Origin of the sequence: Burkholderia sp. Bp9015, from assembly GCF_003853505.1 — a bacterium.
GTDB lineage: Bacteria > Pseudomonadota > Gammaproteobacteria > Burkholderiales > Burkholderiaceae > Burkholderia.
The window spans coordinates 99905-125527 of the sequence record NZ_QTPZ01000007.1 but is presented as its reverse complement, the minus strand read 5'-3'; the positions used below and the strand labels follow the sequence as shown (position 1 = coordinate 125527).

Sequence of the window (25623 nt, the reverse complement as noted above, 5' to 3'; positions counted from 1 at the left end):
GCCGTGCGGTCCTGCCGCGGATCGCGTGAGGGGTCGGGCGACGCGACCGCCGTGCAGCCGCCCAGGCGGCGCATGACGCCGCGGCTTGCGTACTTCGGTACGTCGTGCCCGCCGCGTCGCGACGCGCAAATGCATTCCCGCGCCGTCCTGCCCGTAAAAAAGCCCTCGCCCAGCCTGACGCCGGGCGGGGGCCGCGAGCGCGCGAACGGCGCCGTTCAGGCGGCCCGTTCGGGGGCCGGTGCGACGACGCGGGCGGTGCGGGTCGGCTTCAGGCTGGCCGCCCACATCATCGCCGGGCGTTCGAACAGCCGGTAGAACACGTAGGCGACCGGAATCGCGGCGGCCATGAACGCGATCGACGGCCAGATCGACAGTTGCAGTTCGGAGTGGAACAGCACTGAGCCGAGGCAGACGAACAGCGGCAGATGGATCAGGTACAGCGAGTAGCTGAAGTCGCCGAACCAGCCGAGCACGCGCAGCAGCGGCGTCGGGCGCGGCGGGCAGGCGAGCGCGCGGTACAGGAAGCACGCGAAGCCGGCCGCCCACAGCTGGAACGCGCCGTACTGGCCGAAATGGAACGCGCCGCAGCCTGCGGCCAGCAGCACGGCCGCCGCGAGGTACCACGCACGCGACGGCACGGCGGCCGTGCCGCGCACCGGCTGCGCGCGCACGTCGGCGATCCACGCGCCGACGGTCCAGGACAGCCAGTACGACGTGAAGAACTGCAGGTCGTGCCGTTCGAGCAGCCACGCCGACGCGACGTTGACGAGCGCGACGGCCGCCACGATGGCCGGCATGCCGATGCGCCGGCGCAGCGCGAACAGCAGCGGGTAGATCGCGTAGAACTGCACTTCGAGCGACAGCGTCCACAGCGCGCCGTTCGACCCGTACGTGTAGCCGGCGACGCCTTGCAGCGAGAACAGGTTCACGAGGAACGCGGTGATGCCGACGTCGCGGATCTTGTGGCTGACCGGCGCGATCTGCAGGCTGACCGCGTCCATCGCGAGCGTGAACAGCAGCGCGGCGAGCAGCACCGGGTAGATGCGCGCGAAGCGGCGCGCCCAGAAGTTCGGCGCGTCGAGCCGGTACGCGGGGTTGGCCGCGAGCTTGAGCGCTGCATTGCGGTGGATGCAGTAGCCGCTGATCACGAAGAAGATCGGCACGCCGGCGGAGCCCCATGCGAACGGGAAGGTCAGGTAGCCGGCGATCGCGCTCGGGTTCAGCGCATGACCGTAAGCGTGATGGAAGCTCTGCATGCCGACCCAGACGACCTGGCGACAGTGGAAATAGGCGACGAGCAGCGCCGCGAACCCGCGCATCGCGTCGATCACGTGTTCCTTGTGGTCGGCGACGGGCGGCGCAGCCAAAGACGATCCGCTGAAAGCTTGCATGCGATTCGATTCCTTGCGACGGATGAAGGGGATGGTCCAATCGTAATGCGCAAGAATTCGCTCGAATCAATAAAAAAATCGCGCCGGGAAATAGTGCTATTTCAGATAGTGGTGTTATTCCGGTCTGAAAGCGGTTTCGACGCCGCCACAATTATTTGCCGATTTTTTTCTGATAGTTTGAAGCTCCAGTTGATTGATGCAAGGAGCGGCAAGATGGACATGCATTGGATCGCGAGCGCGGCAGTACTGCTGGTCATGGCCGTGCTGTCGGCGTACCGCGAGGCGCTGAAGAACGAGCCGATTCGCCCGGGGCTCGAGCGGGGCGGCGTCCCGTATATCGAGGAATTCGAATCGTAAGAATTTGTATCCGGAAAATCGGTAATTTGTTTCTGTATCGGCGCCGGGTTCGGCAATATCGACCGGATGCGCAGATTATCTCTTTTCCGGAAAACAGGGGCAATCGGTCCATATCGAAAATGAGCGGAGTGGAATTGGCCGTGCCGCCGGTTCTCGATATGCCGTTCGGAAAACAATCGCGCCGGGTCGTCCAGCGACGCGGCGCAGTCAACGCAATCAGGATGCGAACATGTTGAAAGTCACCAAGGCCGTGTTCCCCGTCGCCGGTCTCGGCACGCGGTTCCTCCCGGCAACGAAGGCGAGCCCGAAGGAAATGCTGCCCGTCGTCGACAAGCCGCTGATCCAGTACGCGGTCGAGGAAGCGATCAACGCCGGTATCACCGAGATGATCTTCGTGACCGGGCGCAGCAAGCGCGCGATCGAGGATCACTTCGACAAGTCGTACGAGATCGAGGCCGAACTCGAGGCGCGCGGCAAGGAAAAGCTGCTCGAACTCGTGCGCGGCATCAAGCCGAGCCACGTGAACTGCTTCTACGTGCGCCAGCCGGAAGCGCTCGGCCTCGGCCATGCGGTGCTGTGCGCGGAGAAGCTCGTGCACGGCGAGCCGTTCGCGGTGATTCTCGCCGACGACCTGCTGCATGGCGAACAGCCGGTGCTCAAGCAGCTCGTCGACGTGTTCGACCACTATCACAGCTCGGTGATCGGGGTCGAGACGATCCCGCGCGAGGACAGCCGCTCGTACGGCGTCATCGAAGGCCGCGAGTGGGAAGAGGACATCATCAAGCTGTCGGGCATCATCGAGAAGCCGGCGCCGGAAGACGCGCCGTCGAACCTCGGCGTGGTCGGCCGCTACGTGTTCATGCCGACGATCTTCGATCACCTGCGCAAGCTCAAGCCGGGCGCGGGCGGCGAGCTGCAGCTCACCGACGCCGTCCAGTCGCTGCTCGCGAACGAACAGGTGCTCGCGTATCGCTACTACGGCACGCGTTTCGATTGCGGCAGCAAGATCGGCTACCTCAAGGCGACCGTCGAACTCGCGCTCCAGCATCCGGAAGTGAGCCGCGAATTCGAGGCGTACCTGCGTACCTGCCTGCCCGCGCTGGCTGCTGTCGCATAAGCAGCCGCGCTGCTCCGCTGTTTCAGGTGGTGGTTGTTCCGTTGGCCCCGGCGGCCTTGTGCGCCGGGGCTTTTTTGCGTGCATTCGCCGCGCAGGCGTGGGCCGGCGGGTAATCGGCGGTGCTGAATCCGGGCTGCGTCGAACGGGTGCGTGCGCGACGATTCCGGTGCGCCGCTCAGCGCGGCGACGTGCCCGGCCGTGCGACGAAGTACCGGGCCAGCATCGCGGCGATCGGCTTCTTGAAGTCGAGCAGGCGTTTTTCCAGATAGCGCCACGACAGATGCGCGAGCAGCACGGCGAGCGCGAACTGCAGCAGTTCCGGCAGCACGTCCCGGGCGATTGCGGGCATCGGCACGCGCGCGAACAGCGTGGGCATCTCGCCGAGACGTGCCGGAATCAGGTTGTGGAACAGGTAGAAGCCGTAGCTGATCGTGCCGAGATAGACGAGCGGCGCCCAGTCGAGCAGTGCCACGGCCGGGTGGTCGGGTTCGGTGACGATCCACAGCATCAGCGCGCCGAGCGACGCGGACAGGCCGAGATCCGTGAGCCCCGTGACGACGTCCGGCAGCGTCGTGAGCGCGGGCAGCGCGAGGAAGAACGCGACGCCGGCGGCGCCGAGCCAGCCGGGCGGAATGCGGCGGACGACGTCCTGGCCGCGATCGGCGAGCGCCATTGCGCCGACGCCGCCCAGCGCGATCAGCGCGAAATTCCACGGGGAAAACGCGTAGATCAGCACCGGCGATGCGTCGAGCGCGTAGAGCACGAGATGCGCGAGCGCGCACAGCGCGACGGCCGCGACGCCGAGCGCGACGTGGCGCGCGGCCGGCACCGCGAGCAGCGTGAGCGGCGCGATCAGATAGAACTGCTGCTCGACCGCGAGGCTCCAGAAGTGCGACGTGGAGCCTGGCCAGCCGTCCTTGACGACGCCGATCCAGTAGTTCGACAGGAACGTGGCGTGCCACGCGAGCCCGAGATTGACGCCGCGCTGGTAGAACAGCGCGTGCGCGATCGCGAGCGCGGCGAGCAGCAGGTAGTAGACGGGAAAGATCCGCAGCGCGCGCTTCGCGAGGAACAGCGCCAGCGCATGGCGGCGCGTCATCGTGCCGCTCTCGATTGCCTGACGGTTGCGATGCAGTTCGCCGACGATCAGGAATCCGCTGATGAAGAAGAACGTCCACACACCGAGCTTGCCCACGTCGACAGCGAGGACGTGGCCCTTGTGGGACAGGAAAACGAGGATGACGGCGAGGGCTCGCAGGCCGTCGAGTCCTTTGACGTATCTGACTTCGCGCATGAAGGCATCCGGGGCACTGAGCGAGGTCAGTATAGGCGCGCAAATATCGAACGTAATTCGCGTTCGGACGCGTTTCGACGTATACGTGAAGGCGTTTTTCGTTGCTCGAGCGTCGGCGAAGTCGGTCGCGCGCAACAAAACCTGCGGGAAACCCCGCGAAAACGCATAAAAGTACTGCACGAAGCGTCACGGCGCTTGTAGAATCCGGCGTTGAAGCGCGCGCGTTGCACGCTTCGTGTATCCAACGACCACACCTGGTAGGAGAAACATGGCGACTTCCGCAAAAAAGGTGGCCAAGAAGGCTGCCGCACCGGCCACCAAGAAAGTGGCTGCCAAAAAGGCTGCGCCCGCGAAGAAAGTAGTGGCCAAGAAGGCTGTCGCGAAGGCAGCACCGGCCGCTCCGACGCCGCTGAAGGACAAGTTCACGAAGGCATCGCTCGCAACGCACATCGCTGAGCGTGCAGCTGTCGAAGTGAAGGCGGTCAAGGCAGTGCTCGTCGCGCTCGAGAACGTCGTGCTGGGCTCGGTCCACAAGAAGGGCGCAGGCGAGTTCACGCTGCCGGGTCTGCTGAAGATCACGGCGCAAGTCGTGCCGGCGAAGAAGAAGCGCTTCGGCAAGGATCCGTTCACGGGCGAAGAGCGCTGGTTCCCGGCAAAGCCGGCCAGCGTGCGCGTGAAGGCACGTGCGCTGAAGAAGCTGAAGGACGCGGCTGCGTAATGCCGCGTAACGGTCGCCGATTGCAGGTCGGCGGCCGTTGCGATGTCCGACGATCCCCGTACGCGAAAGCGTACGGGGATTTTTATTGCGCCGCGCAAATCGCGCGGCCGCGTCGGCATCGCACAGCGCGGATACGGCATGACGTGACGCGCATCCGGTGTCGCGGGCCGCTTGCGCCGATGGCCGGATCGTCGTGTTCGTGCCGGCGCGCGGTCTTGTATCGCTGCGCATTGCGCGGGTGTCGCGCGAGTCTCGCGTGATGAACGCAGCGATCGTTCCCGTCGGGATCGCCGACCAGGCGACTGCCGCGTGTGCGGCGATCGAGCGCCATCCCGGCGCGATGCCGCAGGCGATGCATCCGTTCGGATTCGGCTCGGCGTGCGACGGCGGGCCGACACCGCGCAGCGACATCGACCTGCTGGTCACGGTCGGCGCGTTCGCGCGCTACGCGCGACGGATCGTCGAAGCGATGCTGTCGACGTAGCGGCTCGCGAGCATGCCGCCGCCTGCGATTGCGTCGCGGCGCGATGCAATCCGGTGGACGACCGCGGTCGTGCGCGAACCGCGCGCGCTGCACATGCGTGCTGCTGCCCGCGCGAAGGGCACGCAGCGTCCGTGACTTCGTCAGCCCGCCGTGCCGGCGTATGCGGCCTTCAGCGCGGCGACGTCGAACTTCGTCATCTGCATCATGGCAGCGGCCACGCGCGCCGCCTTGACCTCGTCGCGGTCGGCCATCATCGGGATCAGTGCGTCGGGCACGATCTGCCACGAGACGCCGAAGCGGTCACGCAGCCAGCCGCAGCCGTCGGCCGTGCCGCCGTTGTCGAGCAGCGCGCTCCAGTAGCGGTCGAGCTCCGCCTGGTCGGCGCAACTGATCATCAGCGAGATCGCGTGGTTGAACGTCTCGGTGCGCGGGTGACTCATCGCGATGAACGGCTGCCCGAACAGCTCGAACTCGACCATCCGGGTGCCGCCGGTGCCGGCGACCGCCGTGACGCGCACGACGCGCGAGTCCGGGAAAATGCCCGCATAGAAGGCCGCGGCTTCTTCGGCTTCCGTCGAGTACCAGAGGAACGGCGTGATCTTCTGAATCGTCATGGAGCGTCTCCTGTCGGGTGTGTCGGTGAGGAACGGGGCAATCTGCGTGCCGCCATCGATACGACGGACGAAGGCCGTCGAAATCGACACGTCGAAGCATAGTGCTTCGCGTCGCGGTATCGAAATCGGCAGGGTGGACACACATGCGTCCGTTGCGACGCCGGATCCTCCAGGCGCGCGTCAGGAGGAATATGGGAGCGCGGTGGCAGCCAGGGCGGCATGCGCCTGACCGGCCGTATGCCGCTGTCTGACAATGCAGTGTATCCGGATGCCTCCAGACAGGCTTCCGGCGCGCGACAGGCGGCCCAGGCGCCGCTCCCGGCCGTTTGCCGTACCCACGGTGCCGGCCACGATCGCCGCTCGCCATGGCGGCGCCGGCAACGGACGAAAAAAAACCAGCCACGGCCGAAACCGGTGACTGGTTTTGCAGTTCGGCGGCACGGCGTCGGAGACGCCATGCACACCGGAAACGTACTTCTTAGAACTTGTGGCGAATGCCGAGTGCGACCAGTTCGGCCGAGCTCTTGCCAGCGAAGCCGTACGAAGCGATCGACGCTTGCGCGCTTTGCGTCGTCGTCGCGTCCACGCGCTGGGTGCCGCTCGCGTGCTGGTATGCGCCGACCAGGTAGATGTCCGTGCGCTTCGACAGCGAGTAGTCCGCGCCGATACCGACCTGGTGGTACTTCGCGTCCGTATCGCCGCTCGCCTTCGTGTACGAGTAGCCGAGGCCCAGCAGCAGCGGCGGCGTGACCTGGTACGTCACGAACGCGCGGCCCGTGTTGTACTTTTCGGTCGAGCCGAAGCCCGAGAATGCGTCCGGCTTGTACTGTGCGTTGCTGTAGCCGAGGCCGAACGTCACCGGGCCGAGTGCGTACTGGCCTGCGACTTGTGCGATCGCGATCGACTTCGCCGTTGCGTAACCCGAGTTGATCGGGCCGTCGATGATGTTGTCCGAGGTCGTCGAACCCCAGCCGCCGCGTGCAATCGCCGTCGTCGGCGACGGGTTGGCTGCGTAGAAGTAGCCTGCTGCAACGCCGACCGGGCCGTTGTTGTAGGCAGCTGCGACCGACCACGTCTGGCCTGCGCCCGTCTTGCCTGCGACGCCGCCGAGGGCGTACATGCCTTCGACCTGGAAGCCTGCCCAGACCGGCGACGTGTACTTGATTGCGTTGCTGACGCGCAGCGAGTTGTCGTTGTTGTCGACGTCGCCCGGCGTTGCCATCACGCTGCCGAAGTAGTTGTCAGCCGTGACTGCCTGGACCAGGTCGACCAGCGGGTCGTACTGGCGGCCGAGCGTCAGCGTACCGTACTGGGCGCTCTCGAGGCCGACGTATGCCTGACGACCGAACATGCGACCGCCCTGGTTCAGGTGGCCCGTGCCCGGATCAAAACCGTTTTCCAACTGGAAGATCGCCTTCAGGCCACCGCCGAGGTCTTCAGCACCTTTCAGGCCCCAACGGCTGCCTTGCAGGTTGCCCGACAGCATTTGCCACGAGTTGTTGGCTTGGCCGTCGTTGCCGTGGACCCATGCGATCGACGTATCGATCACGCCGTACAGCGTCACGCTCGACTGAGCGTGAGCAGCGCCAGCGGCGCCCAGCAGGGCGAGCGAGAGGGTCGAGAGTGCGAGTTTCTTCATCGTTGAGTATCTCCACGCAAATGATTCGTCATTCATTATTTGTTGCGGATTGGAGAATAGCTCAGTGCCATCCCTGCAAGAAAGCTTAAAAAATAAAGTGTCTCGAAAAGGTAACAGCGAGAAAAAGTCTATATATATCAAGCACATCAAGGACTGTTCCTCTTTTTGAAATAGTTGACAATTGCTGCGCCGCGATTGTTGCAGCGGTTGGTGCGTTCGGCGGCGGAGGGGCGGGTTTGGCCGGTTGGCGCACGGAAATTGACGCGTGCAAACGTTTGCTGTTGCAGGCTGCATCGCGCGCTGATGCAAAGAGCGCATCAACGCGCGGCGGCCGGGTGGGTTGCGCAAGCGAAGGCAGTCGCGTAGGGCGACGATGCGGCGCGCGCGACGCGCGGCCGCGCGGAAAAAAATACGTGGGGATTCAGTTGCCGCCTGAGCGATCGGCGGCGCGATCCGTCGGCGCGGCCGCGGCCGGGACGTTGCCGTTGCGGCGATGCGCATCGCCGCGCGCGGCCGCGAATTCCGCGCCGAGCAGCAGCACGGCCGCCGAGAAGTACAGCCACATCAGCAGGACCGCGAACGATCCGGCCGCGCCGAACGCACTGGCCGTGCCCGCGTGCGCGAGATACAACGCGAACAGCTTCTTGCCGCCGGAGAACAGGATCGCGGACACGATCCCGCCGATCGTCGCGTCGTGCCATGCGACGCGCGCATCGGGCAGGAACTTCATCAGCGCGGCGAACGCGCCCGCGAGCACCGCGATGCCGACGAAGAACTGCAACAGGTTGGTGATCGCGACATACGGTGAATCGCCGAGCAGCCAGGTGCCGATGAACGTGATCGCGGTATCGAGCACGAGCGACACGATCAGCAGGAACGCGACGCCGAGCACGAGCCCGAACGAAATGAGCCGCACGCGCACGAGCCCGAGCATGCTCGACCAGCGGCTTTCCGTACTCGGCCAGATCACGGAAAGCGCGGTGTTCAGCGACGCGAACGTCGCCGACGCGCCGATCGCGAGCGCGGCGAACGAGATCAGCGTCGCGATGCCGCCGCGCTGGCCCGCGCGATGCGCGTTCTGCACGATCGTCTGGATGCTGGCCGCCGCATCGTCGCCGATCAACTGGTGGGCCTGCTCGAACACCTGGCCGCGTGCGGCATCGTCGCCGTAGAACCAGCCGGCCACGGCGATCACCATCACGAGCGTCGGCGCGAGCGAGAACGCCGAGAAGAACGCGATGCTCGCGGCCATCGCCGAGCAGCGGTCGGAGGAGAAGCGCCTGAACGCGTTGAGTGCCCAGTTGGCCTGTTGTTGCGCGAGGCGGGTCGCCTCGGACGTGATCTGTCGTTTCATGACGGTTCGGTTGTGCGTTGAACGCAGGACATCGGTGGATCGGCAAATCGGTATTGATCCGACGAATCGATCATAGTTGCCTGAACTGTCTATAATTCCTTTCAGTTTCACCCCACCCCACAAAAACGCCGAGACCATCATGCTACAAATGTCCCGGCGCCAGTTCCTGAAGGTGACGGCCACGTCGCTTGCCGGATCGAGTCTTGCCCTGCTGGGCTTTTCTCCGACGGAAGCGCTCGCCGAGGTCCGACAGTACAAGCTGGCGCGCACAGTCGAAACGCGCAACACCTGTCCTTATTGTTCAGTGGGTTGCGGCATCCTGATGTACAGCCTCGGTGACGGCGCGAAGAATGCGCAGCCGAGCATCATCCATATCGAAGGCGATCCCGACCATCCCGTCAATCGCGGCACGCTGTGCCCGAAGGGTGCGAGCCTGATCGATTTCATCCACAGCCCGAACCGCCTGACGCACCCCGAGTATCGTGCGCCCGGCTCGGACAAGTGGGAACCCATCTCTTGGAACGACGCGCTCGACCGGATCGCGAAGCTGATGAAGGCCGACCGCGACGCGAACTTCGTCGAGACGGCGGAAGACGGCGCGAAGGTCAACCGCTGGCTGACCACCGGCATGCTGGCCGCATCGGCGGGCAGCAACGAAGTCGGTTATCTCACGCACAAGACCATCCGCAGTCTCGGGATGCTCGCATTCGACAATCAGGCGCGTGTCTGACATGGCCCGACGGTGGCAGGTCTTGCCCCGACGTTTGGCCGTGGAGCGATGACGAACCATTGGGTCGACATCAAGAACGCGGACGTGATTCTCGTGATGGGCGGCAATGCAGCCGAGGCCCATCCGTGCGGTTTCAAGTGGGTGACGGAGGCGAAGGCGCACCGCAAGGCGCGGCTGATCGTCGTCGACCCGCGCTTCACGCGTACGGCCTCGGTGGCCGACTACTACGCGCCGATCCGCACCGGCACCGACATCGTCTTCCTGGGCGGTGTGATCAACTATCTGCTGACGAACGACAAGATCCAGCATGAGTACGTGAAGAACTACACGGACTTCTCGTTCATCGTGCGCGAGGATTTCGCGTTCAACGACGGCATCTATTCCGGCTACGACGCCGAGAAGCACGCGTATCCGGACAAATCGAGCTGGGACTACGAGCGGGGCGACGACGGCTTCGCGAAGGTCGACCCGACGCTGCAGCATCCGCGCTGCGTCTACAACCTGCTGAAGCAGCACTACGCGCGCTATACGCCGGACATGGTCCAGCAGACCTGCGGCACGCCGAAGGAGAAATTCCTGAAGGTGTGCGAGATGCTCGCGACGACGGCCGTGCCAGGCCGAGCCGGCACGATCCTGTACGCGCTCGGCTGGACGCACCATTCGGTCGGCGCGCAGATGATCCGCACCGGCGCGATGGTGCAGCTGCTGCTCGGCAACATCGGCATCGCCGGCGGCGGGATGAACGCGCTGCGCGGCCACTCGAACATCCAGGGCTTGACCGACCTCGGGCTGATGTCGAACCTGCTGCCGGGCTACATGACGCTGCCGATGCAGGCCGAGCAGGATTTCGACGCCTACATCAAGAAGCGCGTGCAGCTGCCGCTGCGGCCGAACCAGCTGAGCTACTGGAAGAACTACAAGGCGTTCCACGTCAGCTTCATGAAGTCGTGGTGGGGCGACGCCGCGACCGCCGAGAACAACTGGGCCTACGACTACCTGCCGAAGCTCGACAAGCAGTACGACCTGCTGCAGGCGATCGAGCTGATGAATGCCGGCAAGATGAACGGCTACATCTGCCAGGGCTTCAACCCGCTCGCGGCGGCGCCGTCGAAGGTGAAGACGGCGGCCGGCCTCGCGAAGCTGAAGTGGCTCGTGATCATGGATCCGCTCGCGACCGAGACGTCCGAGTTCTGGAAGCATCACGGCGACTACAACGACGTCGATGCGTCGAAGATCCAGACCGAGGTGTTCCGGCTGCCGACCACGTGCTTCGCGGAGGAAAACGGCTCGCTCGTCAGTTCGAGCCGCGTGCTGCAATGGCACTGGAAGGGCGCGGAGCCGCCGGGCGACGCGAAGAGCGACCTCGAGATCATGTCGGGGCTGTTCCTGCGCATGCGCAAGATGTACCAGGCGGACGGCGGCAAGTATCCGGACCCGATCGTGAACCTGACCTGGCCGTACGCGAACCCGGAAAGCCCGACGCCCGAAGAGCTCGCGATGGAGTTCAACGGCCGTGCGCTCGCCGACCTGCCCGACCCGAAGGATCCGGCCAAGACGCTCGTGAAGAAGGGCGAGCAGCTCGCCGCGTTCGCGCAGCTGAAGGACGACGGCACGACCGCGAGCGGCTGCTGGATCTTCTGCGGCGCCTGGACGCAGGCCGGCAACCAGATGGGGCGGCGCGACAACTCGGACCCGACCGGCATCGGCCAGACGCTGAACTGGGCGTGGGCCTGGCCGGCCAACCGGCGGATCCTGTACAACCGCGCATCGTGCGACGTCGCCGGCAAGCCGTTCGACCCGACCCGCAAGCTGATCGGCTGGAACGGCAGCGCGTGGAAGGGCCCCGACATTCCGGACTTCAAGGCGGACGAACCGCCCGAGAACGGGATGGGACCGTTCATCATGAACCCGGAAGGCGTTGCGCGCTTCTTCGCCCGCGCGGGGATGAACGAAGGTCCGTTTCCCGAGCACTACGAGCCGTTCGAGACGCCGCTCGCGGCGAACCCGCTGCACCCTGACAACCCGCAGGCGCTGAACAACCCGGCTGCCCGCGTGTTCCCGGACGACCGCGCGTCGTTCGGCAAGGCATCGGAGTTCCCGCACGTCGCGACGACGTACCGGCTGACCGAGCATTTCCACTACTGGACCAAGCATGCGCGGCTGAACTCGATCATCCAGCCCGAGCAATTCGTCGAGATCGGCGAAGACCTCGCGAAGGAAGTCGGCGTCGCGCACGGCGATCGCGTGAAGGTGTCGTCCAAACGCGGCTACATCGTCGCGGTCGCGCTCGTCACGAAGCGGATCAAGCCGCTGACGATCGAGGGCAAGAAGGTCCAGACGGTCGGCGTCCCGTTGCACTGGGGCTTCAAGGGTCTGACGAAGCCCGGCTATCTCGCCAATACCCTGACTCCGTCCGTAGGCGACGGCAACTCGTACACACCGGAATTCAAGTCGTTCCTGGTGAAGGTCGAAAAGGCGTAAGGGGGAAGAGATGGCATTGCAATCGCTGGATATCAAGCGCGTCTCGGCCACCACGACGCCGCCGCCCACGGCGCGCGAACCGGTGACCGGGAGCGTCGCGAAGCTGATCGACGTATCGAAGTGCATCGGCTGCAAGGCATGCCAGACGGCATGCATGGAGTGGAACGACCTGCGCGACGAAGTCGGCACCAACGTCGGCGTGTACGACAACCCGGCCGACCTGTCGGAGCACTCGTGGACGGTGATGCGGTTCGCCGAATACGAGAACCCGGCGGGCGACCTCGAGTGGCTGATCCGCAAGGACGGCTGCATGCACTGCGAGGATCCGGGCTGCCTGAAGGCGTGTCCGTCGCCGGGCGCGATCGTGCAGTACAACAACGGGATCGTCGATTTCCACGAGGAGAACTGCATCGGTTGCGGCTATTGCGTGACCGGCTGCCCGTTCAACGTGCCGCGGATCTCGAAGAAGGATCATCGCGCGTACAAGTGCACGCTCTGTTCCGACCGCGTCGCGGTCGGCCAGGAACCGGCCTGCGTGAAGACCTGCCCGACCGGCGCGATCGTGTTCGGCACCAAGGAGGACATGAAGCAGCACGCGGCCGAGCGGATCGAGGACCTGAAGGAGCGCGGCTTCGAGCATGCGGGGCTGTACGACCCGCAGGGCGTCGGCGGCACGCACGTGATGTACGTGCTGCACCACGCCGACAAACCGTCGCTGTACCACGGGCTGCCCGACAATCCGTCGATCAGCCCGATGGTGAGGCTGTGGAAGGGCATCGCGAAGCCGCTCGCGGTCGCCGGCCTCGCGCTGACCGCGCTGGCCGGGTTCTTCCACTACACCCGGGTCGGTCCGAACGAGGTCAGCGAGGAAGAGGAAGCCGCCGCCCGCGACGAGGCGCGACGCATCAAGGAGGACGCAAAATGAAGCACGACGACCCCAACCTGATCGTCCGCTACACGCCGAACGAGCGCACGAACCACTGGATCACCGCGATCACGTTCGTGCTGCTCGCGCTGTCCGGGCTCGCGCTGTTCCATCCGTCGATGTTCTGGCTCACCGCGCTGTTCGGCGGCGGCCAGTGGACGCGGATCCTGCATCCGTTCGTCGGTCTCGTGATGTTCGTGTCGTTCGCGATTCTCGTGGTGCGCTTCTGGCATCACAACACGCTCGACGCGGACGACCGCCAATGGCTGAAGCAGATCGGCGACGTGCTGACCAACCAGGAAGACAGGCTGCCGCCCGTCGGGCGCTATAACGCCGGACAGAAGCTGCTATTCTTCACGTTGGTGGCGTGCCTGCTGCTGCTCCTGCTGTCGGGGATCGTGATCTGGCGGCGCTACTTCTCGTTCTACTTCCCGATCGGGGTGATCCGCGCGGCGGCCGTCGTGCATGCCGTGGCGGCCTTCGTGCTGATCGCGAGCATCATCGTGCACATTTACGCGGCGTTGTGGGTGAAGGGCTCGATCGGGGCGATGGTGCGCGGCACCGTCACGCTGGGCTGGGCCCGCAAGCATCACCCGAAGTGGTTCCGTGAAAGCGTGAAATAACGCACTGGGGCGGGGCGGCTCGCCGATCGCGGCGGGCCGTTCCGTCAGCCGTCGGAATCGCCTGAAGCGCCGACCTGTCGGCGCTTGTTTATTTGGAAGACATTTTCGTGACACAACGCATTCTCGAACCGACCGAGATTTCGGCGCTCGATCACTCGGCCATTCCGCGCTTTCGCCTGCCGGAGCGCGGCACCGCGTTCGCCGCGCGTGCCGCCCGGCTGCGCAAGCTTGCCGACCTGAACCCGATCAGCGGCTACCTGCGGCTGATGGCGACCGTCGCCGACGCGCAGCACGCGACGCTGCAGGCGCTGGAACTGCCGCTGCCGTCGCCCGAAGCGATCGCACACGCGCAACAGCATTCGATGCCCCTCGTGCCGGCGCTCGACGGCGAGCGCAACCCGCAGTGGCGGGCCGTGCTGTACGAACTGCTCGACCGCGTCGAAAGTGCCGGGCTCGTCAATCCGTCGCTCGCGAAGCTGCTCGACCGGCTGCGCCTGATGGCGCCCGCCGAACTCGACGCGCAGGCCGACGCGATCCTCGCGTTGCGCTTCGCCGAAGTCGACCCGGCCACCGCGCCGTTCCTGATGGCCGCGCTGCAGGTCGTCTGGACCGATCTCGCGAGCCGCGTGGCACCGGCCGACGTCCCGTATCTCGACCAGCCGGGGCTGTGCCCCGTGTGCGGCACGCATCCGGTCGCGAGCGTCGTGCGCGTCGGCGGCCAGTACCAGGGCTACCGTTTCCTGCAGTGCGGCCTGTGCACGACCGAGTGGCACATGGTGCGCACGAAATGTTCGCACTGCGATTCGACCAAGGGCATCGCTTACCACGGGATCGAAGGTGGCAGCGAAGCCGTCAAGGCCGAGTCCTGTGACGAATGCAAGACCTATCGCAAGATCGGCTACCAGGAGAAGGACTACGAGTTCGAGCCGCTGGCGGACGATCTCGCGAGCCTCACGCTCGACCTGCTGATGAACGAAGCCGGCTACCAGCGCAGTTCGCCGAACCCGCTGCTGTGGCCGGACATGTCGCGCGAAGCGGAATGACGGTACGGAGCCGGGGCGCGCGCGAGCGCCTGCGCCGGCTGCCTGCCGCGCATGGAATTGGAGCCACCATTACGTGACCGAACCGGGTTTGAATGAACTGAATGCCGTCCTCGCACGCGTGCCGTCGGTGGAGCGCGTGCTGACGTCGGCGCCGCTGCAGCCGCTGCTCGCCGACTATGGCCGTACGCGCGTGCTGAACGCGGTGCGCGCCGAACTCGAACGCTGGCGCACCGCCGCGCAGCAGGATCCGCCGGCGGCCGGGCCGCTCGACGAGCCGCGCATCGCGGCGGCCGTCGCCCGCACGCTGGCCGAGCAGAGCGCGGGCACCGTGCGCGCGGTGTTCAACCTGACCGGCACCGTGCTGCACACGAATCTCGGGCGCGCGCTGTTGCCCGACGACGCGGTGCGCGCGGTGGTCGACGCGCTCACGCAGCCCGTCAACCTCGAATTCGACCTCGCCACGGGCCGCCGCGGCGACCGCGACGACCTGATCGACGATCTGCTGTGCGAACTGACCGGCGCGGAAGCCGCGACCGTCGTCAACAACAATGCCGCGGCCGTGTTGCTCGTGTTGTCGGCGCTTGCGCCGAAACGCGAAGTGATCGTGTCGCGCGGCGAACTGGTCGAGATCGGCGGCGCGTTCCGCATTCCCGACATCATGAGCCGTGCGGGTGCGAAACTGCGCGAGGTCGGCACCACCAACCGCACCCATCTGCGCGACTACGCGGACGCGATCGGTCCGCGCACGGCGATCCTGATGAAGGTGCACTGCAGCAACTACGCGATCAGCGGCTTCACCAAGGAGGTGACGCTGGCCGAACTCGCGCCGCTCGCGCGCGAGCACGGCCTGCCGGTGGCGGTCGACCTCGGCAGCGGCACGCTCGCCGATCTGTCGCAATGGGGCCTGCCGCACGAGACGACCGTGCAGGAAACCGTCGCGGCCGGCGCGAACCTCGTCACGTTCAGCGGCGACAAGCTGCTCGGCGGGCCGCAGGCCGGGCTGATCGTCGGCGATCGCGCGCTCGTCGCGAAGATCAAGAAACATCCGCTCAAGCGCGCGCTGCGCGTCGGCAAGCTGACGCTCGCCGCGCTCGAGCCCGTGCTGCGGCTGTACCAGGCGCCGGAATTCCTGCGTGAGCGGCTCACGACGCTGCGTCTGCTGACGCGGCCGCAGCGCGAGATCGCCGAGGCCGCCGAGCGCGTGCGTCCGGCGTTGCAGGCCGCGCTCGGCGGCGGCTTCGACGTGCAGGTCGAGCCGATGTTCAGCCAGATCGGCAGCGGCGCGCTGCCGGTCGACCAGTTGCCGAGCGCCGGGCTCGTCGTGCGCACGCCGGACGGCAAGCGCGGCGGCCGTGCGCTCGCGCAGCTCGAGAAACGGTTGCGCGAATGGCCGCGCCCGGTGATCGGCCGCATCGCCGACAATGCGCTGCGGCTCGACCTGCGCTGCCTCGAAGCGGCGGACGAAGCGGCATTCGTCGCGCAATGCGTGCAGGCCGCGGGGCCGGCTGCGTGATCGTCGGTACCGCGGGACATATCGATCACGGCAAGACGACGCTCGTGCGCGCGCTGACCGGCGTCGACACCGACCGCTTGAAGGAAGAGAAGGCGCGCGGCATCTCGATCGAGCTCGGCTATGCGTATACGCCGCTCGAGAACGGCGACGTGCTCGGCCTGATCGACGTGCCGGGCCACGAGAAGCTGATTCATACGATGGCGGCCGGTGCGAGCGGGATCGACTTCGCGCTGCTCGTGATCGCCGCGGACGACGGCGTGATGCCGCAGACCCGCGAGCACCTCGCGATCCTGCAACTGCTCGGCGTCGCGCATGGTGCTGTCGCGCTGACGAAGTGCGATCGGGTCGACGCCGCGCGCCTGTCGGCGGTGCGCGACGAGATCGCTGCGTGGCTGCACGGCTCGACGCTCGATGGCGCGCCGATCTTCGAAACCTGCGCGACGCGCGACGACGATCCGGGCGTCGCCGCATTGAAGCGTCATCTCGCCGATGCGGCACTCGCATGGCGTGCGCGCCGCGACGACGGCCTGTTCCGGCTCGCGGTCGATCGCGTGTTCACGCTCGCCGGGCAGGGGACCATCGTGACGGGCACCGCGTTCGCGGGCCGCGTGGCGACCGGCGACACGCTCGCGGTCGTGCGCACCGGCAGTGCTGCGCGCGTGCGCAGCATCCATGCGCAGAACCGGCCGGTCGACGCGGGCCGCGCGGGCGAGCGCTGCGCGCTGAACCTGGCTGGCGTCGACCGTGCGGACGTCGAGCGTGGCGATACCGTCGCGGATGCGCGGCTCGTCGCGACGTCGCCGCGTCTCGACGTCGAACTGACGCTGCTGGCCGATGCGGGGCTCACGCTGACGCACTGGGCGCCGCTGCACGTGCATCTCGGCACGCTGCATCGCGTCGCGCACGTCGCGCTGCTCGACGGCGATACGCTCGCGGCGGGCCAGATGATGCGCGTGCAACTGGTGTTCGACGAACCCGTGTTCGCGCTGCCGGGCGATCGCTTCATCGTCCGCAATCCGCAGGCGACGCGCACCGTCGGCGGCGGTCGCGTGCTCGATCCGTTCGGTCCCGCACGCAAGCGTCGCACGCCTGCGCGCCGCGCATGGCTCGACGCACTGGCGGCGTGGCTCGACGAAGGGCGGCTCGATGCGCTGCTCGCGCAGGCGCCGCTCGGGGTCGCGCGCGCGATGCTCACGCACCTGACGGGCTTCGCGCCCGACGTGCTGGCGTTGCCGGACGACGCGCTGGCGATCGGCCAGCGCGAGCGCGCGTCGAACGACGGCACGGTGATCGCGCGAGTGCATTGGGACGCGCTGCAGGCGCGGGCGATCGATACGCTGCGCGCGTATCACGAACGCGTGCCGGACGAGCAGGGGCTCGATGCGGCGCGCCTGCGGCGGATGGCGGCGCCGCTCGTCGGCGATGCGCTGTGGCGTGCGTTGGTCGATGCGCTGGTGGACGGCGGTGAGGTGGCGCGAAGCGGGCCGTGGCTGCATCTGCCGTCGCATTCGGTGAGTTTCGATGCGCGCGAGGAAGCGCTGGCGCGGCAACTGCTGCCGCTGATTCATGCGGGGCGCTTCGATCCGCCGTGGGTCCGCGATCTGGCGCGCGACACGGGCGCGCAGGAGGAGGCCGTGCGCACGCTGCTGCGCAAGCTCGCGCGGCGCGGCGACGTGCATCAGGTCGTGCGCGACCTGTTCTATCACGCGGATGTCGTGCGCGAGCTGGCCGGGCTGGTCGCGCATCTCGCGCCGACGCGCGGCGGCGGGCTCGACGCGGCGACGTTTCGCGACGCGACGGGGCTCGGCCGCAAGCGCGCGATCCAGATTCTCGAGTTCTTCGATCGGGTTGGGTATACTCGCTTCCACCGCGATCTTCACTTCCTGCGGCCTGACAGCGGTTGGGTGGGTGTACAGGCGTAGGCGCTCGTCGTTCTTTGGTTTTTTTCCCCACGGAAGGCATTCGTATCCGGTGGTACGGCCGGGCTTCAAACCCGGTTGGGGGTGTCAGACACTCCCGGGTCGGTTCGACTCCGGCTGCCTTCCGCCATGCCGGGCTTCCGCGGCGTTCCTTGAGCTTCCTCTGAAAGTCCGCAAGCCCATGATTTTGCGGGGTTTTGTGGGTAACGGCATGCTTGCGGCGTCCGGCCGGGTCCCCCACAATTTCCTCACGAAACATGGGTAGCGACATGGGTTTTGTGGGTAGGAAAGGAGGGCGGCATGGCGGGACGACAATTGCATCGGCTTAGCGCGCTGCGTGTCGCGAAGGCGGTGGATCCGGGACATTATGCCGACGGCGGTGGCCTCTTCATGCAGATTGCCGGCAGTGGCGCGCGCTCGTGGGTGTTTCGCTTCACGCTTAACAGGCGAGTACGCGAAATGGGCCTCGGACCGCTTTCACGAGTCTCGCTTGGTGAAGCGCGAAAGCTGGCCACTCAGTACCGCGAGATGGTTCGGGACCAGATTGACCCCATCCTCGCGCGGCGCGAAGAGCAGCATCGCCGATTGCTCGACATCTCCATCAATGCCAACGTGACGTTCCGTGAGGCAGCTGAAGCGTTCATTCGAGCGCACGAACCGGAGTGGCGAAACCGGAAGCACAGTCAGCAATGGGGCAATACGCTCAAGACTTACGCCTATCCCATCATCGGCGATGTGCGTGTGCGCGACATCGACACAGCGATGATTGTCCGCATTCTGCAGCCGATTTGGACCAAAAAGGCAGAGACGGCGCGCCGTGTGCGGGGGCGTATCAAGGCGATCCTGGACGCGGAGACCGTGATGGGCCACCGAACCGGCGGTAACCCGGCCCGATACGTTGATCATCTGCAATTAGTATTGCCGCGCTCGAAGAAGCGCTCGCAGGTCCGGCATCACGCTGCGTTGCCTTGGGAGGACGTCCCGGCATTCATCCGGGAATTGGAACAACGCCCGCGACGAGCGGCAAGAGTGCTGCACTTGCTTGTCCTGACGGCGACTCGCACGAACGAGGCGCGGTTTGCGCGGGTTGAGGAGTTTGATCTTGACAACCGTGTCTGGAGTATCCCTGGCGATCGCACGAAAAGCGGACGGCCGCTGCGCGTGCCGCTTTGCAAGCGGGCCGTCGAGATCGTACGCAGTGCGCTGCCGAAGGCGAAGTATGGATATTTGTTTCCCGGTTGCACGGAAGGGCGCGCACTGTCGAACATGGCGATGCTGTCCCTGCTGAAACGCATGTCGTACTCCGGCATCACCGTGCACGGTTTTCGGTCGACATTTCGTGACTGGGTCGCCGAATGCACCGACTATCCGGATTCTTTGGCAGAGGAAGCCTTGGCGCACATCATTACTTCGCAGACGATAGCGGCTTATCGGCGTCGCGATCAACTCGAAAGACGGCGGCTCATGATGGAAGACTGGGGTGCGTATTGTTCAAGCGGACGCATGCTTGAAGAGTCAATGGCGCCGATCATGCCGCAAACGTTCGCTGCCTAAATCGCCGCTGCTTTTGTTCTGGAAACGGTGCTGTGGGCCGGGTGGGTTTGCACGTGCCCGGTATCGCGAGTGCGAGGCTGTGTCGTCGGTATGTCGTTTGATCCTGGTGCAATGCAGGCCGAATTCATCGACATCTGGCGGTACCACTGCTATGTATGAAATTGGGGCGCCGCGGAGGCGAACGGCATGAATTCCAAAGGACCGTGGGGTGTCTTCAACGTTGGGCAGCTAAGGCGGATCGGAATCGCTTGGGCCGGCACGGCTTGATATAGATTCAATGGGCCTGCAGCATGAAACTGCAAGCCCAGAGAGTGCCCGTAGGGCGACCGATCGCTACGCTGCGGAGATCATTCGGCGATCAAGAAGCGATCACGTTTCTTACCCTTGATCCATGACGGTTCGCGGCCACGCCCGCTCCACGTCTTGCCCGTCTTCGGATCCTGATACTTCGGCGTCGCGGGTTGGCTGCCATTCGCGCTACGTGTGCGCTTGCGGCCGAAGACCTGTTCCGGCGTAAGACCGTACTCTTGAATACGGGCGCGAACTTCTTCGAGCACGGTCTCTAGTTCGGCCTGCCTAGCTTCTTCCGCTTGCACGAGCAGTGCATCAGCCTTGGCTTTCAATTCTTGATAGGTGGCCATTCTTCACTCCACGTGGTTAAAAGAAACAGTATTGAAATGGTCGCTTCGAAGAGTTCAATTCGGCGCGACACATCGGATCTGCGACATGTCATTGTCGGCAGCGCAATTGGAATTGATTGCGCGATTTTCTCATCGTTTGGACCAGGAGTCGACCATTTATCGTCCGAGGCCGCCGACCTGGTGGAACAATCGAAGCTGTACATTGGACTATTGCGGTTGCGTACGCGAATTGCCGACGATCATCAGTGTCTTGTTGGGCGGTCGCCCGTTGTGCGCTCGCCGCTCTGATCTGCGAGGGCGCATTGGGGCCATCTCCATTGGATTGCGTCGGACGGACAATGAGGAGGCCTATTTTGAGATCGCCGGCTCCGCCAAAGCGTAAAACTTCAGACAAGCCGCGTTATTTTTTCCGTACTTGAGTGATCTCGTGCAACTGACAGACCAATTCTGCGCCGATGCTGTGGTGGAGTGTTTCGTTTTTCCATATCGTTAAACTTCGCAGGCGCGCTGATCAGTGCCCCCCAATCTTCACAGTTGACACTGTTGCGAGAAGGAACGAAAAAAGACTCACCGATTTGCGCCGGCGCGATGCGTCCGGTCAGTTCGATGCATCAGCGATCCGATTTCTCGCGGTGTGTGGAGTACATTTCGCCACGTTCGAGGCGAGGCCTGCTATGGAGCAACGCGATAATGTTTGGCGATCGAGCGATACAAACGCATGCTTGGCACCGGCCTGCGATTGCGAGGCTTTGCAGATCCGCTTGCGACACGCCGAAGCACAGATTCGTCGTCTCACAAGATGCGTTCAACTGAAAGACGAGAAGTTGTGCGAGCTTGGGAAGGTCCTGGCGAACTCGGCGACCGCGCACTATTGCGTTGAAGAGCGCTTGCAGCGTGAACTCGATGCGCTACGGATTGATCTGCCGGCCGACGTGCCGAGCGCGCGCTACGGTCCTGTTGATGGCGATTCAATGGGAGGCGGTGTAGTCGTTCGGCTGCCTTACCTGACCGCGATCCTCTCAGTGTTGTTCGACGCGATGCGCCTGTTCTGGGCGGACTGCGATGACGGCCGCCTGCCAAAATCTTCGACTGTCGCTCATGCCATTGATGAACGTCTCGGACTGCGCGCACAGGCAAGCGGGGAAGGTTCGCGAACCGGTCAGGCCTACGCATCCGCCATCCGGCCAGATTGGGTAAAGGATGCGGATAATCGGCATCACCGCCGGCGATCCGCATCTTAGTCGTGGCCTTGGCTGCCGAGTGCCAATCTCGGCGGAGCGCGACGGCCCCTGCCGGGAAGAACGGCTATCGCATGTCTGTTGAACAACGACTAGCACATGGCTGCGTCCTCAGTGAGCCGGGAACATTCTGTGTGAGCGACTGATGCCATGTGATTGACGATCGGAGGTTGTCGAGGTTGGCTCCAAGGCTGGCGAATGTGGTGGGGGTGAGATCAATTGCACAGGTCAGGAACGGAGCGGTAGCTGTGTCCTGGTGCGGTCCAACATATTGCAGATCAAGGCCAAAGCGGCGGTACAGTCGTGCAATGGCGTGGGTGACGACACCGATGATGCGATTCGCGCCGAGCGATGCAGCGACGGCCATGACATAGGGAAAGAGTTGCATGTCCGAGCCGGCGAACCGGGATAGCTCCCACACAGTGGGTGAGGAGGGAAGGTCGAGGTTCGACGATCGAGGAAGCAGTTCTCGGAGCAGGTACGGAGAGGTAGTTGGCATCAGGCGTGCGCAACCACATATCTGTCGTTCGGAAGTGAGTGCAACAATCTGAACGGTGTTTTCGCCATCGAAGTGATCCCACTCGATTGTTTCATTTTCCTTAATGTCGGGCAACGGCCAGCCGAGGCGGCGCACGAACACGTCATATCGGAACGTGCCGAGTCCTTCACGAAGCTCAAGTGGCAAGTCGATCAATCTGCCGGCGATAATGAGTGGCATTTGCGTTCTCCATCGTCTATTGATGGGCGCAACGCTATCAAGTCGAAATAACAGCTGGAACTAGTGATGTAGGGAGGAGGCGCAAATGAACATTGGCCGCGTATTATCCGAGCAAGATTGAAGATCTTCGGTTGGTCCGGGATTATTCAATATATGGGATTTGAGAGGTCTGCGGGCATGGATAAAAATGCCAGTAGTACGCCCGCACATTCTTCGGAAAATTTTGGTCGGAAATAAGGAGCTAATCAAGCAGACCGTAATGTGAGGCAGTGACGGCGGCTGCTATCCTGCTATTCACGTTCAGAACCTTCATCGCTTCAGCGATATGGTATTCGACAGTATGGCGGGATATTCCAAGAATCATGCAGATATCCGACGACGTTTTTCCTCGCGCGACCCATGAAAGGCATTCACGCTGACGTGGAGAAAGCTCAATGAAAGATTGAGGGTCGGGAGGAGCGAACCGATCCAGCTCCAAACGAAATAGATTGCCGATTACACTCGCGAGCTGCCGGCTCGTCCCCGCATTGATACGGGATGACGGCCCTGACAGATTGATGAGCAAAACGCTGCCTCCGACCTCGCGAATTGGAACGCTGAGACCGTTTTTGAGGCCGGCGTCGCTTGCTTCCACAAGCACATGTCGCTCAGCGTGGTTCAAATCGGTTATATCACCCCAGCGATAAGGTCCGGAGGAAGTAAAAGCAGCTCGATGTACAGGATCGACGAGACCATAGTCGTGCTGTAGATAGTGCTGCACCCAGCTATTGGGATAATGCGAGAAAATTGCCTCCATAGACATGCTGGGTCGAGAGCGAATGCAAGTCAGGGAGATCCGGGTGACGGCGTAACATGGAAAGCCGAGTGGAAGCACCGCATTGCCAAGCAAGTCAGAAAGTGAAGGAATATCTTTTGCACCGGTAAAGAGTGCGAGGAGCGGCGCCATTCGGGTGGCTAATGTGACATTCCATGGTGGTGGCTTGGGCGCTCTTTTGTTTGCACGATGCCGAAATCGCGTTCTCATGACTCATACCTCGCTTATTACCTAGTGGCATTCGAGAGAAATTCTGGAGCAGGGCGCCGGCTCGGTGGCGGCGACTCGGACAAAAAGTATGGTAGTGGGGCGCTGAGTGCCCGCGCACCCGCAATGCTGTGGCGGACGCCGGAGGTCGCGTCGAGATGGACGTTGGGTGCGTAGCTAGTATAGAGTCTAATGGTTGGGATCGGAACGTCAGCCAATAGAATGTAATAATTTAATACGCGATTTTATTTTTTAAAGTCACTGTCAGAAAAAGGAACGATATTGCGACGTATTTCGCGATCACGTACCGCGCTATCGGCGAAATTTCCTGAATTCAATGATCCTGTTAGCGAATGAAGAGCGCCGCTGCGGAAAATCCTCCCACTCCCCGGGCGCATAGTAGGAAAGGCTTACCGGGAATCAGATCATCGCAGTCGGCGAGATTGATAAATGGGTCGCTGACCGTCACATGCGCGACGCGGACAAAGTTGTCAGTAAACAGGCATCGTGCGGGAAGGCCAAGCGATGCGACAGTTCTGCGCCAGGTTGGCAGATCAAGATGGGAGGGCAAGATGCGCTGAATTTCGGCTGGGGGCACATTTGCCTCGGCGCTGGTTTGCGTCGCGAGCCGACGCGCCGCAAAGAAGTATTGAGCTGCGAAACGCGATTCATCTTGTCCCAGAGTGCCGCGCCAACCTTCGCCACTCGCGTGAAACGCGAGCGAGACCAATCGATTGACCGAGGCATCGCGTTCGACAAGCACAGCACATGCGCCGTCGCTGAGTAATCCGGCCCCGGCTATTGACCGGTCGCTTGCGATGGGCATGGCGTCTGCGCCGACCAGCAGGCCTCGGTTGATGGCCGGACGGGCCGTAAACATTGCGCGAATGATCCGTAGCGCGCCCAGTGATGAGGCGCAATGCTGTTGCGCAAACGAAAATGCCTCCGCCTGCTCGAAATTGAAGTGTTCGCATAGCAGGCGTGGCAAGGACAGCGGCGGTGGGGCGACACTGCCCTGAAGCGTGTGAACGTAGACGAGAAAGTCGACCGTGTCGGGCGCAAGCTGGGTCGCATGAATGAGCGATTTGATGGCGTTAGTGGCTAGCGAGAGCGCAGTGCGTCCCCGAGCATCGTAGAAGGCGTGCACCCCCGCTTCTTCGAGGCGTTTGATGGTCTCGGAGGACTGCTTCGTTCGTTGGCCCCAGCTGCGAACGTCATCGACCGGCTCAGGTAGGTAGTAAGCGGTATGGACGATCCCAATGGATACGCTCATGGCGGGTTGAGATATACGAGCGGCCTGCCATGTGATCCGAACAATGCGCAACCGACGAAGCCGCCTAGGCCGACGCCCCACGTCAGGATTCGCTCGCACACTGGCAGGTCGTGAGATTCGAGTACATCGGCGAGCTGCACGATAGGTTCGGCTGCGCCTAGATTGGCGCGACGGCAGTCGGAAAATTCAATGAGACGGCGACCGAGATGTCGGCAAATAGCTTCATCAAGTGGCGGATCTATTCCTGCTCCTACGACGGTGCCAACGTCGTGGGGTTGAAGCGCGTGTCGGAGCAGTATCGCGTCGATCGTCGATCGCAGCGCTCGAACCCAATCTGTGCGGATATCTTGGCTTGAGAGCGGGGCGGGTGTCGCGACCCGGTGGAGGCGGCTGGCGCGAGCGTCGATCACCATCAGTCCGCAAGACGCAGGTCCGGAGCGCTCCACCAGGATGGCGCCGGCTGCATCGCCCTGCACGATTCCCTGGTCGGTCCATCGCGAAAACGGAGAACACCACTTTTCTGCAGCGACGATCAAGATGGTGCGGATGTCGGGCTCCGCAATCAGCAGATCGCTGGCCAGCTGCAGCGCCGTGAACGTGGAGGCCCCCTGCTGTTGGGAGACGGCGAACGGGAAGCACGGCGCGCCGATTACTGCGCGCAAGCGTCCGGCGGTCGTTGTGGACACATGCTCGTTAAGGCTACTGTGGCAGAACATGGCAATATCGATCGGCGCTGCATCGGCTGGCCGCGCTGCACATATTGTCTGTGCCACTTTTGCAGCGAGCCCGGATAGATCGGTATCGCGCTCAATAGGCACACAACGAAATTCGTCCGCCGCTGCGTTGACCGCAGCGCTTCTGGTTGCAGCCGCTTTCGTTGTGGAGTGGGGGGCGTAATCGGCTTGCCACGACGTGACCCAAGCGTGCCAACCGGACCGTATCGGAGCACCACGCGTCGGTTCGATTCCGCGCCCAC

Annotated in this window: 22 protein-coding genes and 1 tRNA gene; 13 read left to right on the top strand and 10 right to left on the bottom strand. The window is 64.0% G+C overall.

Going from position 1 to position 25623, the window contains the following annotated elements:
• Window positions 1-215: 215 nt before the first annotated feature.
• The gene (locus DIE12_RS10365; RefSeq protein WP_124521890.1) at window positions 216-1391 is read right to left on the bottom strand and encodes an acyltransferase; all 1176 of its coding nucleotides are present in this window, start codon (window positions 1389-1391) and stop codon (window positions 216-218) included.
• Window positions 1392-1604: 213 nt separating this feature from the next.
• Between DIE12_RS10365 and DIE12_RS38045 the strand changes: the two genes are divergently transcribed.
• The gene (locus tag DIE12_RS38045) at window positions 1605-1748 is read left to right on the top strand and encodes a hypothetical protein (RefSeq protein ID WP_006479318.1); all 144 of its coding nucleotides are present in this window, start codon (window positions 1605-1607) and stop codon (window positions 1746-1748) included.
• 229 nt (window positions 1749-1977) lie between these two features.
• Window positions 1978-2865, top strand: coding sequence for a UTP--glucose-1-phosphate uridylyltransferase GalU (gene galU / locus DIE12_RS10355; protein WP_124486375.1), 888 nt, complete (start codon window positions 1978-1980; stop codon window positions 2863-2865).
• Between the two features lie 175 nt (window positions 2866-3040).
• Here galU and DIE12_RS10350 read toward each other — a convergent pair whose 3' ends face one another.
• Entirely contained in the window at window positions 3041-4159 is a 1119-nt protein-coding gene (locus DIE12_RS10350) for an acyltransferase (protein ID WP_124521886.1), read from the bottom strand.
• A gap of 268 nt (window positions 4160-4427) precedes the next feature.
• Here DIE12_RS10350 and DIE12_RS10340 point away from each other — a divergent pair, with 268 nt between their 5' ends.
• Together DIE12_RS10340 and DIE12_RS10335 are read left to right on the top strand one after the other, a co-directional pair.
• Window positions 4428-4877, top strand: coding sequence for an HU family DNA-binding protein (locus tag DIE12_RS10340; RefSeq protein ID WP_011548077.1), 450 nt, complete (start codon window positions 4428-4430; stop codon window positions 4875-4877).
• Window positions 4878-5136: 259 nt separating this feature from the next.
• Complete coding sequence (locus DIE12_RS10335; protein WP_260426287.1) at window positions 5137-5361, top strand: hypothetical protein; 225 nt, start codon at window positions 5137-5139, stop codon at window positions 5359-5361.
• A gap of 140 nt (window positions 5362-5501) precedes the next feature.
• Here the strand turns inward: DIE12_RS10335 and DIE12_RS10330 are convergent, their stop codons facing one another.
• The 3 genes from DIE12_RS10330 to DIE12_RS10320 form a co-directional block, all read right to left on the bottom strand.
• Window positions 5502-5975 (bottom strand): VOC family protein, encoded by a 474-nt coding sequence (locus DIE12_RS10330; protein WP_124521884.1) that lies wholly within the window; start codon window positions 5973-5975, stop codon window positions 5502-5504.
• A gap of 478 nt (window positions 5976-6453) precedes the next feature.
• On the bottom strand, window positions 6454-7614 hold the full coding sequence (locus DIE12_RS10325) for a porin (RefSeq protein WP_124486373.1): 1161 nt from the start codon (window positions 7612-7614) through the stop codon (window positions 6454-6456).
• Between the two features lie 421 nt (window positions 7615-8035).
• Entirely contained in the window at window positions 8036-8968 is a 933-nt protein-coding gene (locus DIE12_RS10320; RefSeq protein ID WP_124486372.1) for a YihY/virulence factor BrkB family protein, read from the bottom strand.
• Window positions 8969-9107: 139 nt separating this feature from the next.
• Between DIE12_RS10320 and fdnG the strand changes: the two genes are divergently transcribed.
• From fdnG to DIE12_RS10275, 8 genes are all read left to right on the top strand, one after another.
• Window positions 9108-12179 carry a formate dehydrogenase-N subunit alpha gene (fdnG, locus tag DIE12_RS10310; RefSeq protein WP_148092715.1) on the top strand — a complete coding sequence of 1024 codons (3072 nt, stop codon included), beginning with the start codon at window positions 9108-9110 and terminating at the stop codon, window positions 12177-12179.
• Between the two features lie 10 nt (window positions 12180-12189).
• Window positions 12190-13104 (top strand): formate dehydrogenase subunit beta, encoded by a 915-nt coding sequence (gene fdxH, locus DIE12_RS10305; RefSeq protein WP_124521880.1) that lies wholly within the window; start codon window positions 12190-12192, stop codon window positions 13102-13104.
• A complete protein-coding gene (locus DIE12_RS10300; protein ID WP_124486369.1) occupies window positions 13101-13727 on the top strand; it encodes a formate dehydrogenase subunit gamma in 627 nt (208 codons plus the stop codon). The genes fdxH and DIE12_RS10300 overlap by 4 nt, the downstream gene beginning before the upstream one ends.
• 107 nt (window positions 13728-13834) lie before the next feature.
• Complete coding sequence (fdhE, locus tag DIE12_RS10295; protein WP_185640991.1) at window positions 13835-14770, top strand: formate dehydrogenase accessory protein FdhE; 936 nt, start codon at window positions 13835-13837, stop codon at window positions 14768-14770.
• 73 nt (window positions 14771-14843) lie between these two features.
• Window positions 14844-16283, top strand: coding sequence for an L-seryl-tRNA(Sec) selenium transferase (gene selA / locus DIE12_RS10290; RefSeq protein WP_124521876.1), 1440 nt, complete (start codon window positions 14844-14846; stop codon window positions 16281-16283).
• Window positions 16280-18205 (top strand): selenocysteine-specific translation elongation factor, encoded by a 1926-nt coding sequence (selB, locus tag DIE12_RS10285; RefSeq protein ID WP_124521874.1) that lies wholly within the window; start codon window positions 16280-16282, stop codon window positions 18203-18205. The genes selA and selB overlap by 4 nt, the downstream gene beginning before the upstream one ends.
• A 31-nt stretch (window positions 18206-18236) precedes the next feature.
• Window positions 18237-18332: transfer RNA gene (locus tag DIE12_RS10280), tRNA-Sec, on the top strand.
• A 170-nt stretch (window positions 18333-18502) separates the two neighbouring features.
• Window positions 18503-19756 (top strand): site-specific integrase, encoded by a 1254-nt coding sequence (locus DIE12_RS10275; RefSeq protein ID WP_124551192.1) that lies wholly within the window; start codon window positions 18503-18505, stop codon window positions 19754-19756.
• Between the two features lie 347 nt (window positions 19757-20103).
• Here the strand turns inward: DIE12_RS10275 and DIE12_RS10270 are convergent, their stop codons facing one another.
• Complete coding sequence (locus DIE12_RS10270; RefSeq protein ID WP_059620058.1) at window positions 20104-20397, bottom strand: H-NS family nucleoid-associated regulatory protein; 294 nt, start codon at window positions 20395-20397, stop codon at window positions 20104-20106.
• Window positions 20398-21071: 674 nt separating this feature from the next.
• Between DIE12_RS10270 and DIE12_RS10265 the strand changes: the two genes are divergently transcribed.
• A complete protein-coding gene (locus tag DIE12_RS10265) occupies window positions 21072-21638 on the top strand; it encodes a hypothetical protein (RefSeq protein ID WP_185641235.1) in 567 nt (188 codons plus the stop codon).
• Between the two features lie 64 nt (window positions 21639-21702).
• Here DIE12_RS10265 and DIE12_RS10260 read toward each other — a convergent pair whose 3' ends face one another.
• From DIE12_RS10260 to DIE12_RS10245, 4 genes are all read right to left on the bottom strand, one after another.
• A complete protein-coding gene (locus DIE12_RS10260) occupies window positions 21703-22353 on the bottom strand; it encodes an acyl-homoserine-lactone synthase (protein ID WP_185641234.1) in 651 nt (216 codons plus the stop codon).
• 241 nt (window positions 22354-22594) lie between these two features.
• Window positions 22595-23299 (bottom strand): LuxR family transcriptional regulator, encoded by a 705-nt coding sequence (locus DIE12_RS10255; RefSeq protein WP_260429009.1) that lies wholly within the window; start codon window positions 23297-23299, stop codon window positions 22595-22597.
• A 421-nt stretch (window positions 23300-23720) separates the two neighbouring features.
• Window positions 23721-24647: a 3-oxoacyl-ACP synthase gene (locus DIE12_RS10250; protein ID WP_124551190.1), complete on the bottom strand. Its 927-nt coding sequence runs from the start codon at window positions 24645-24647 to the stop codon at window positions 23721-23723.
• A complete protein-coding gene (locus tag DIE12_RS10245) occupies window positions 24644-25363 on the bottom strand; it encodes a hypothetical protein (protein WP_185641233.1) in 720 nt (239 codons plus the stop codon). Before DIE12_RS10245 ends, DIE12_RS10250 begins: the two co-directional genes overlap by 4 nt.
• Window positions 25364-25623 lie beyond the last annotated feature (260 nt).

Bases quoted from the DNA above. Each gene is read 5' to 3' on its own strand.
- DIE12_RS10250 (WP_124551190.1), bottom strand. From the start codon at position 24,647: ATGAGCGTATCCATTGGGATCGTCCATACCGCTTACTACCTACCTGAG.
- DIE12_RS10350 (WP_124521886.1), bottom strand. From the start codon at position 4,159: ATGCGCGAAGTCAGATACGTCAAAGGACTCGACGGCCTGCGAGCCCTC.
- DIE12_RS10325 (WP_124486373.1), bottom strand. From the start codon at position 7,614: ATGAAGAAACTCGCACTCTCGACCCTCTCGCTCGCCCTGCTGGGCGCC.
- DIE12_RS10320 (WP_124486372.1), bottom strand. From the start codon at position 8,968: ATGAAACGACAGATCACGTCCGAGGCGACCCGCCTCGCGCAACAACAG.
- DIE12_RS10330 (WP_124521884.1), bottom strand. From the start codon at position 5,975: ATGACGATTCAGAAGATCACGCCGTTCCTCTGGTACTCGACGGAAGCC.
- DIE12_RS10270 (WP_059620058.1), bottom strand. From the start codon at position 20,397: ATGGCCACCTATCAAGAATTGAAAGCCAAGGCTGATGCACTGCTCGTG.
- DIE12_RS10265 (WP_185641235.1), top strand. From the start codon at position 21,072: ATGGAGCAACGCGATAATGTTTGGCGATCGAGCGATACAAACGCATGC.
- DIE12_RS10365 (WP_124521890.1), bottom strand. From the start codon at position 1,391: ATGCAAGCTTTCAGCGGATCGTCTTTGGCTGCGCCGCCCGTCGCCGAC.
- fdxH (WP_124521880.1), top strand. From the start codon at position 12,190: ATGGCATTGCAATCGCTGGATATCAAGCGCGTCTCGGCCACCACGACG.
- galU (WP_124486375.1), top strand. From the start codon at position 1,978: ATGTTGAAAGTCACCAAGGCCGTGTTCCCCGTCGCCGGTCTCGGCACG.
- DIE12_RS38045 (WP_006479318.1), top strand. From the start codon at position 1,605: ATGGACATGCATTGGATCGCGAGCGCGGCAGTACTGCTGGTCATGGCC.
- DIE12_RS10340 (WP_011548077.1), top strand. From the start codon at position 4,428: ATGGCGACTTCCGCAAAAAAGGTGGCCAAGAAGGCTGCCGCACCGGCC.
- DIE12_RS10245 (WP_185641233.1), bottom strand. From the start codon at position 25,363: ATGTTCTGCCACAGTAGCCTTAACGAGCATGTGTCCACAACGACCGCC.
- DIE12_RS10255 (WP_260429009.1), bottom strand. From the start codon at position 23,299: ATGGCGCCGCTCCTCGCACTCTTTACCGGTGCAAAAGATATTCCTTCA.
- DIE12_RS10335 (WP_260426287.1), top strand. From the start codon at position 5,137: ATGAACGCAGCGATCGTTCCCGTCGGGATCGCCGACCAGGCGACTGCC.
- DIE12_RS10300 (WP_124486369.1), top strand. From the start codon at position 13,101: ATGAAGCACGACGACCCCAACCTGATCGTCCGCTACACGCCGAACGAG.
- DIE12_RS10275 (WP_124551192.1), top strand. From the start codon at position 18,503: ATGGCGGGACGACAATTGCATCGGCTTAGCGCGCTGCGTGTCGCGAAG.
- DIE12_RS10260 (WP_185641234.1), bottom strand. From the start codon at position 22,353: ATGCCACTCATTATCGCCGGCAGATTGATCGACTTGCCACTTGAGCTT.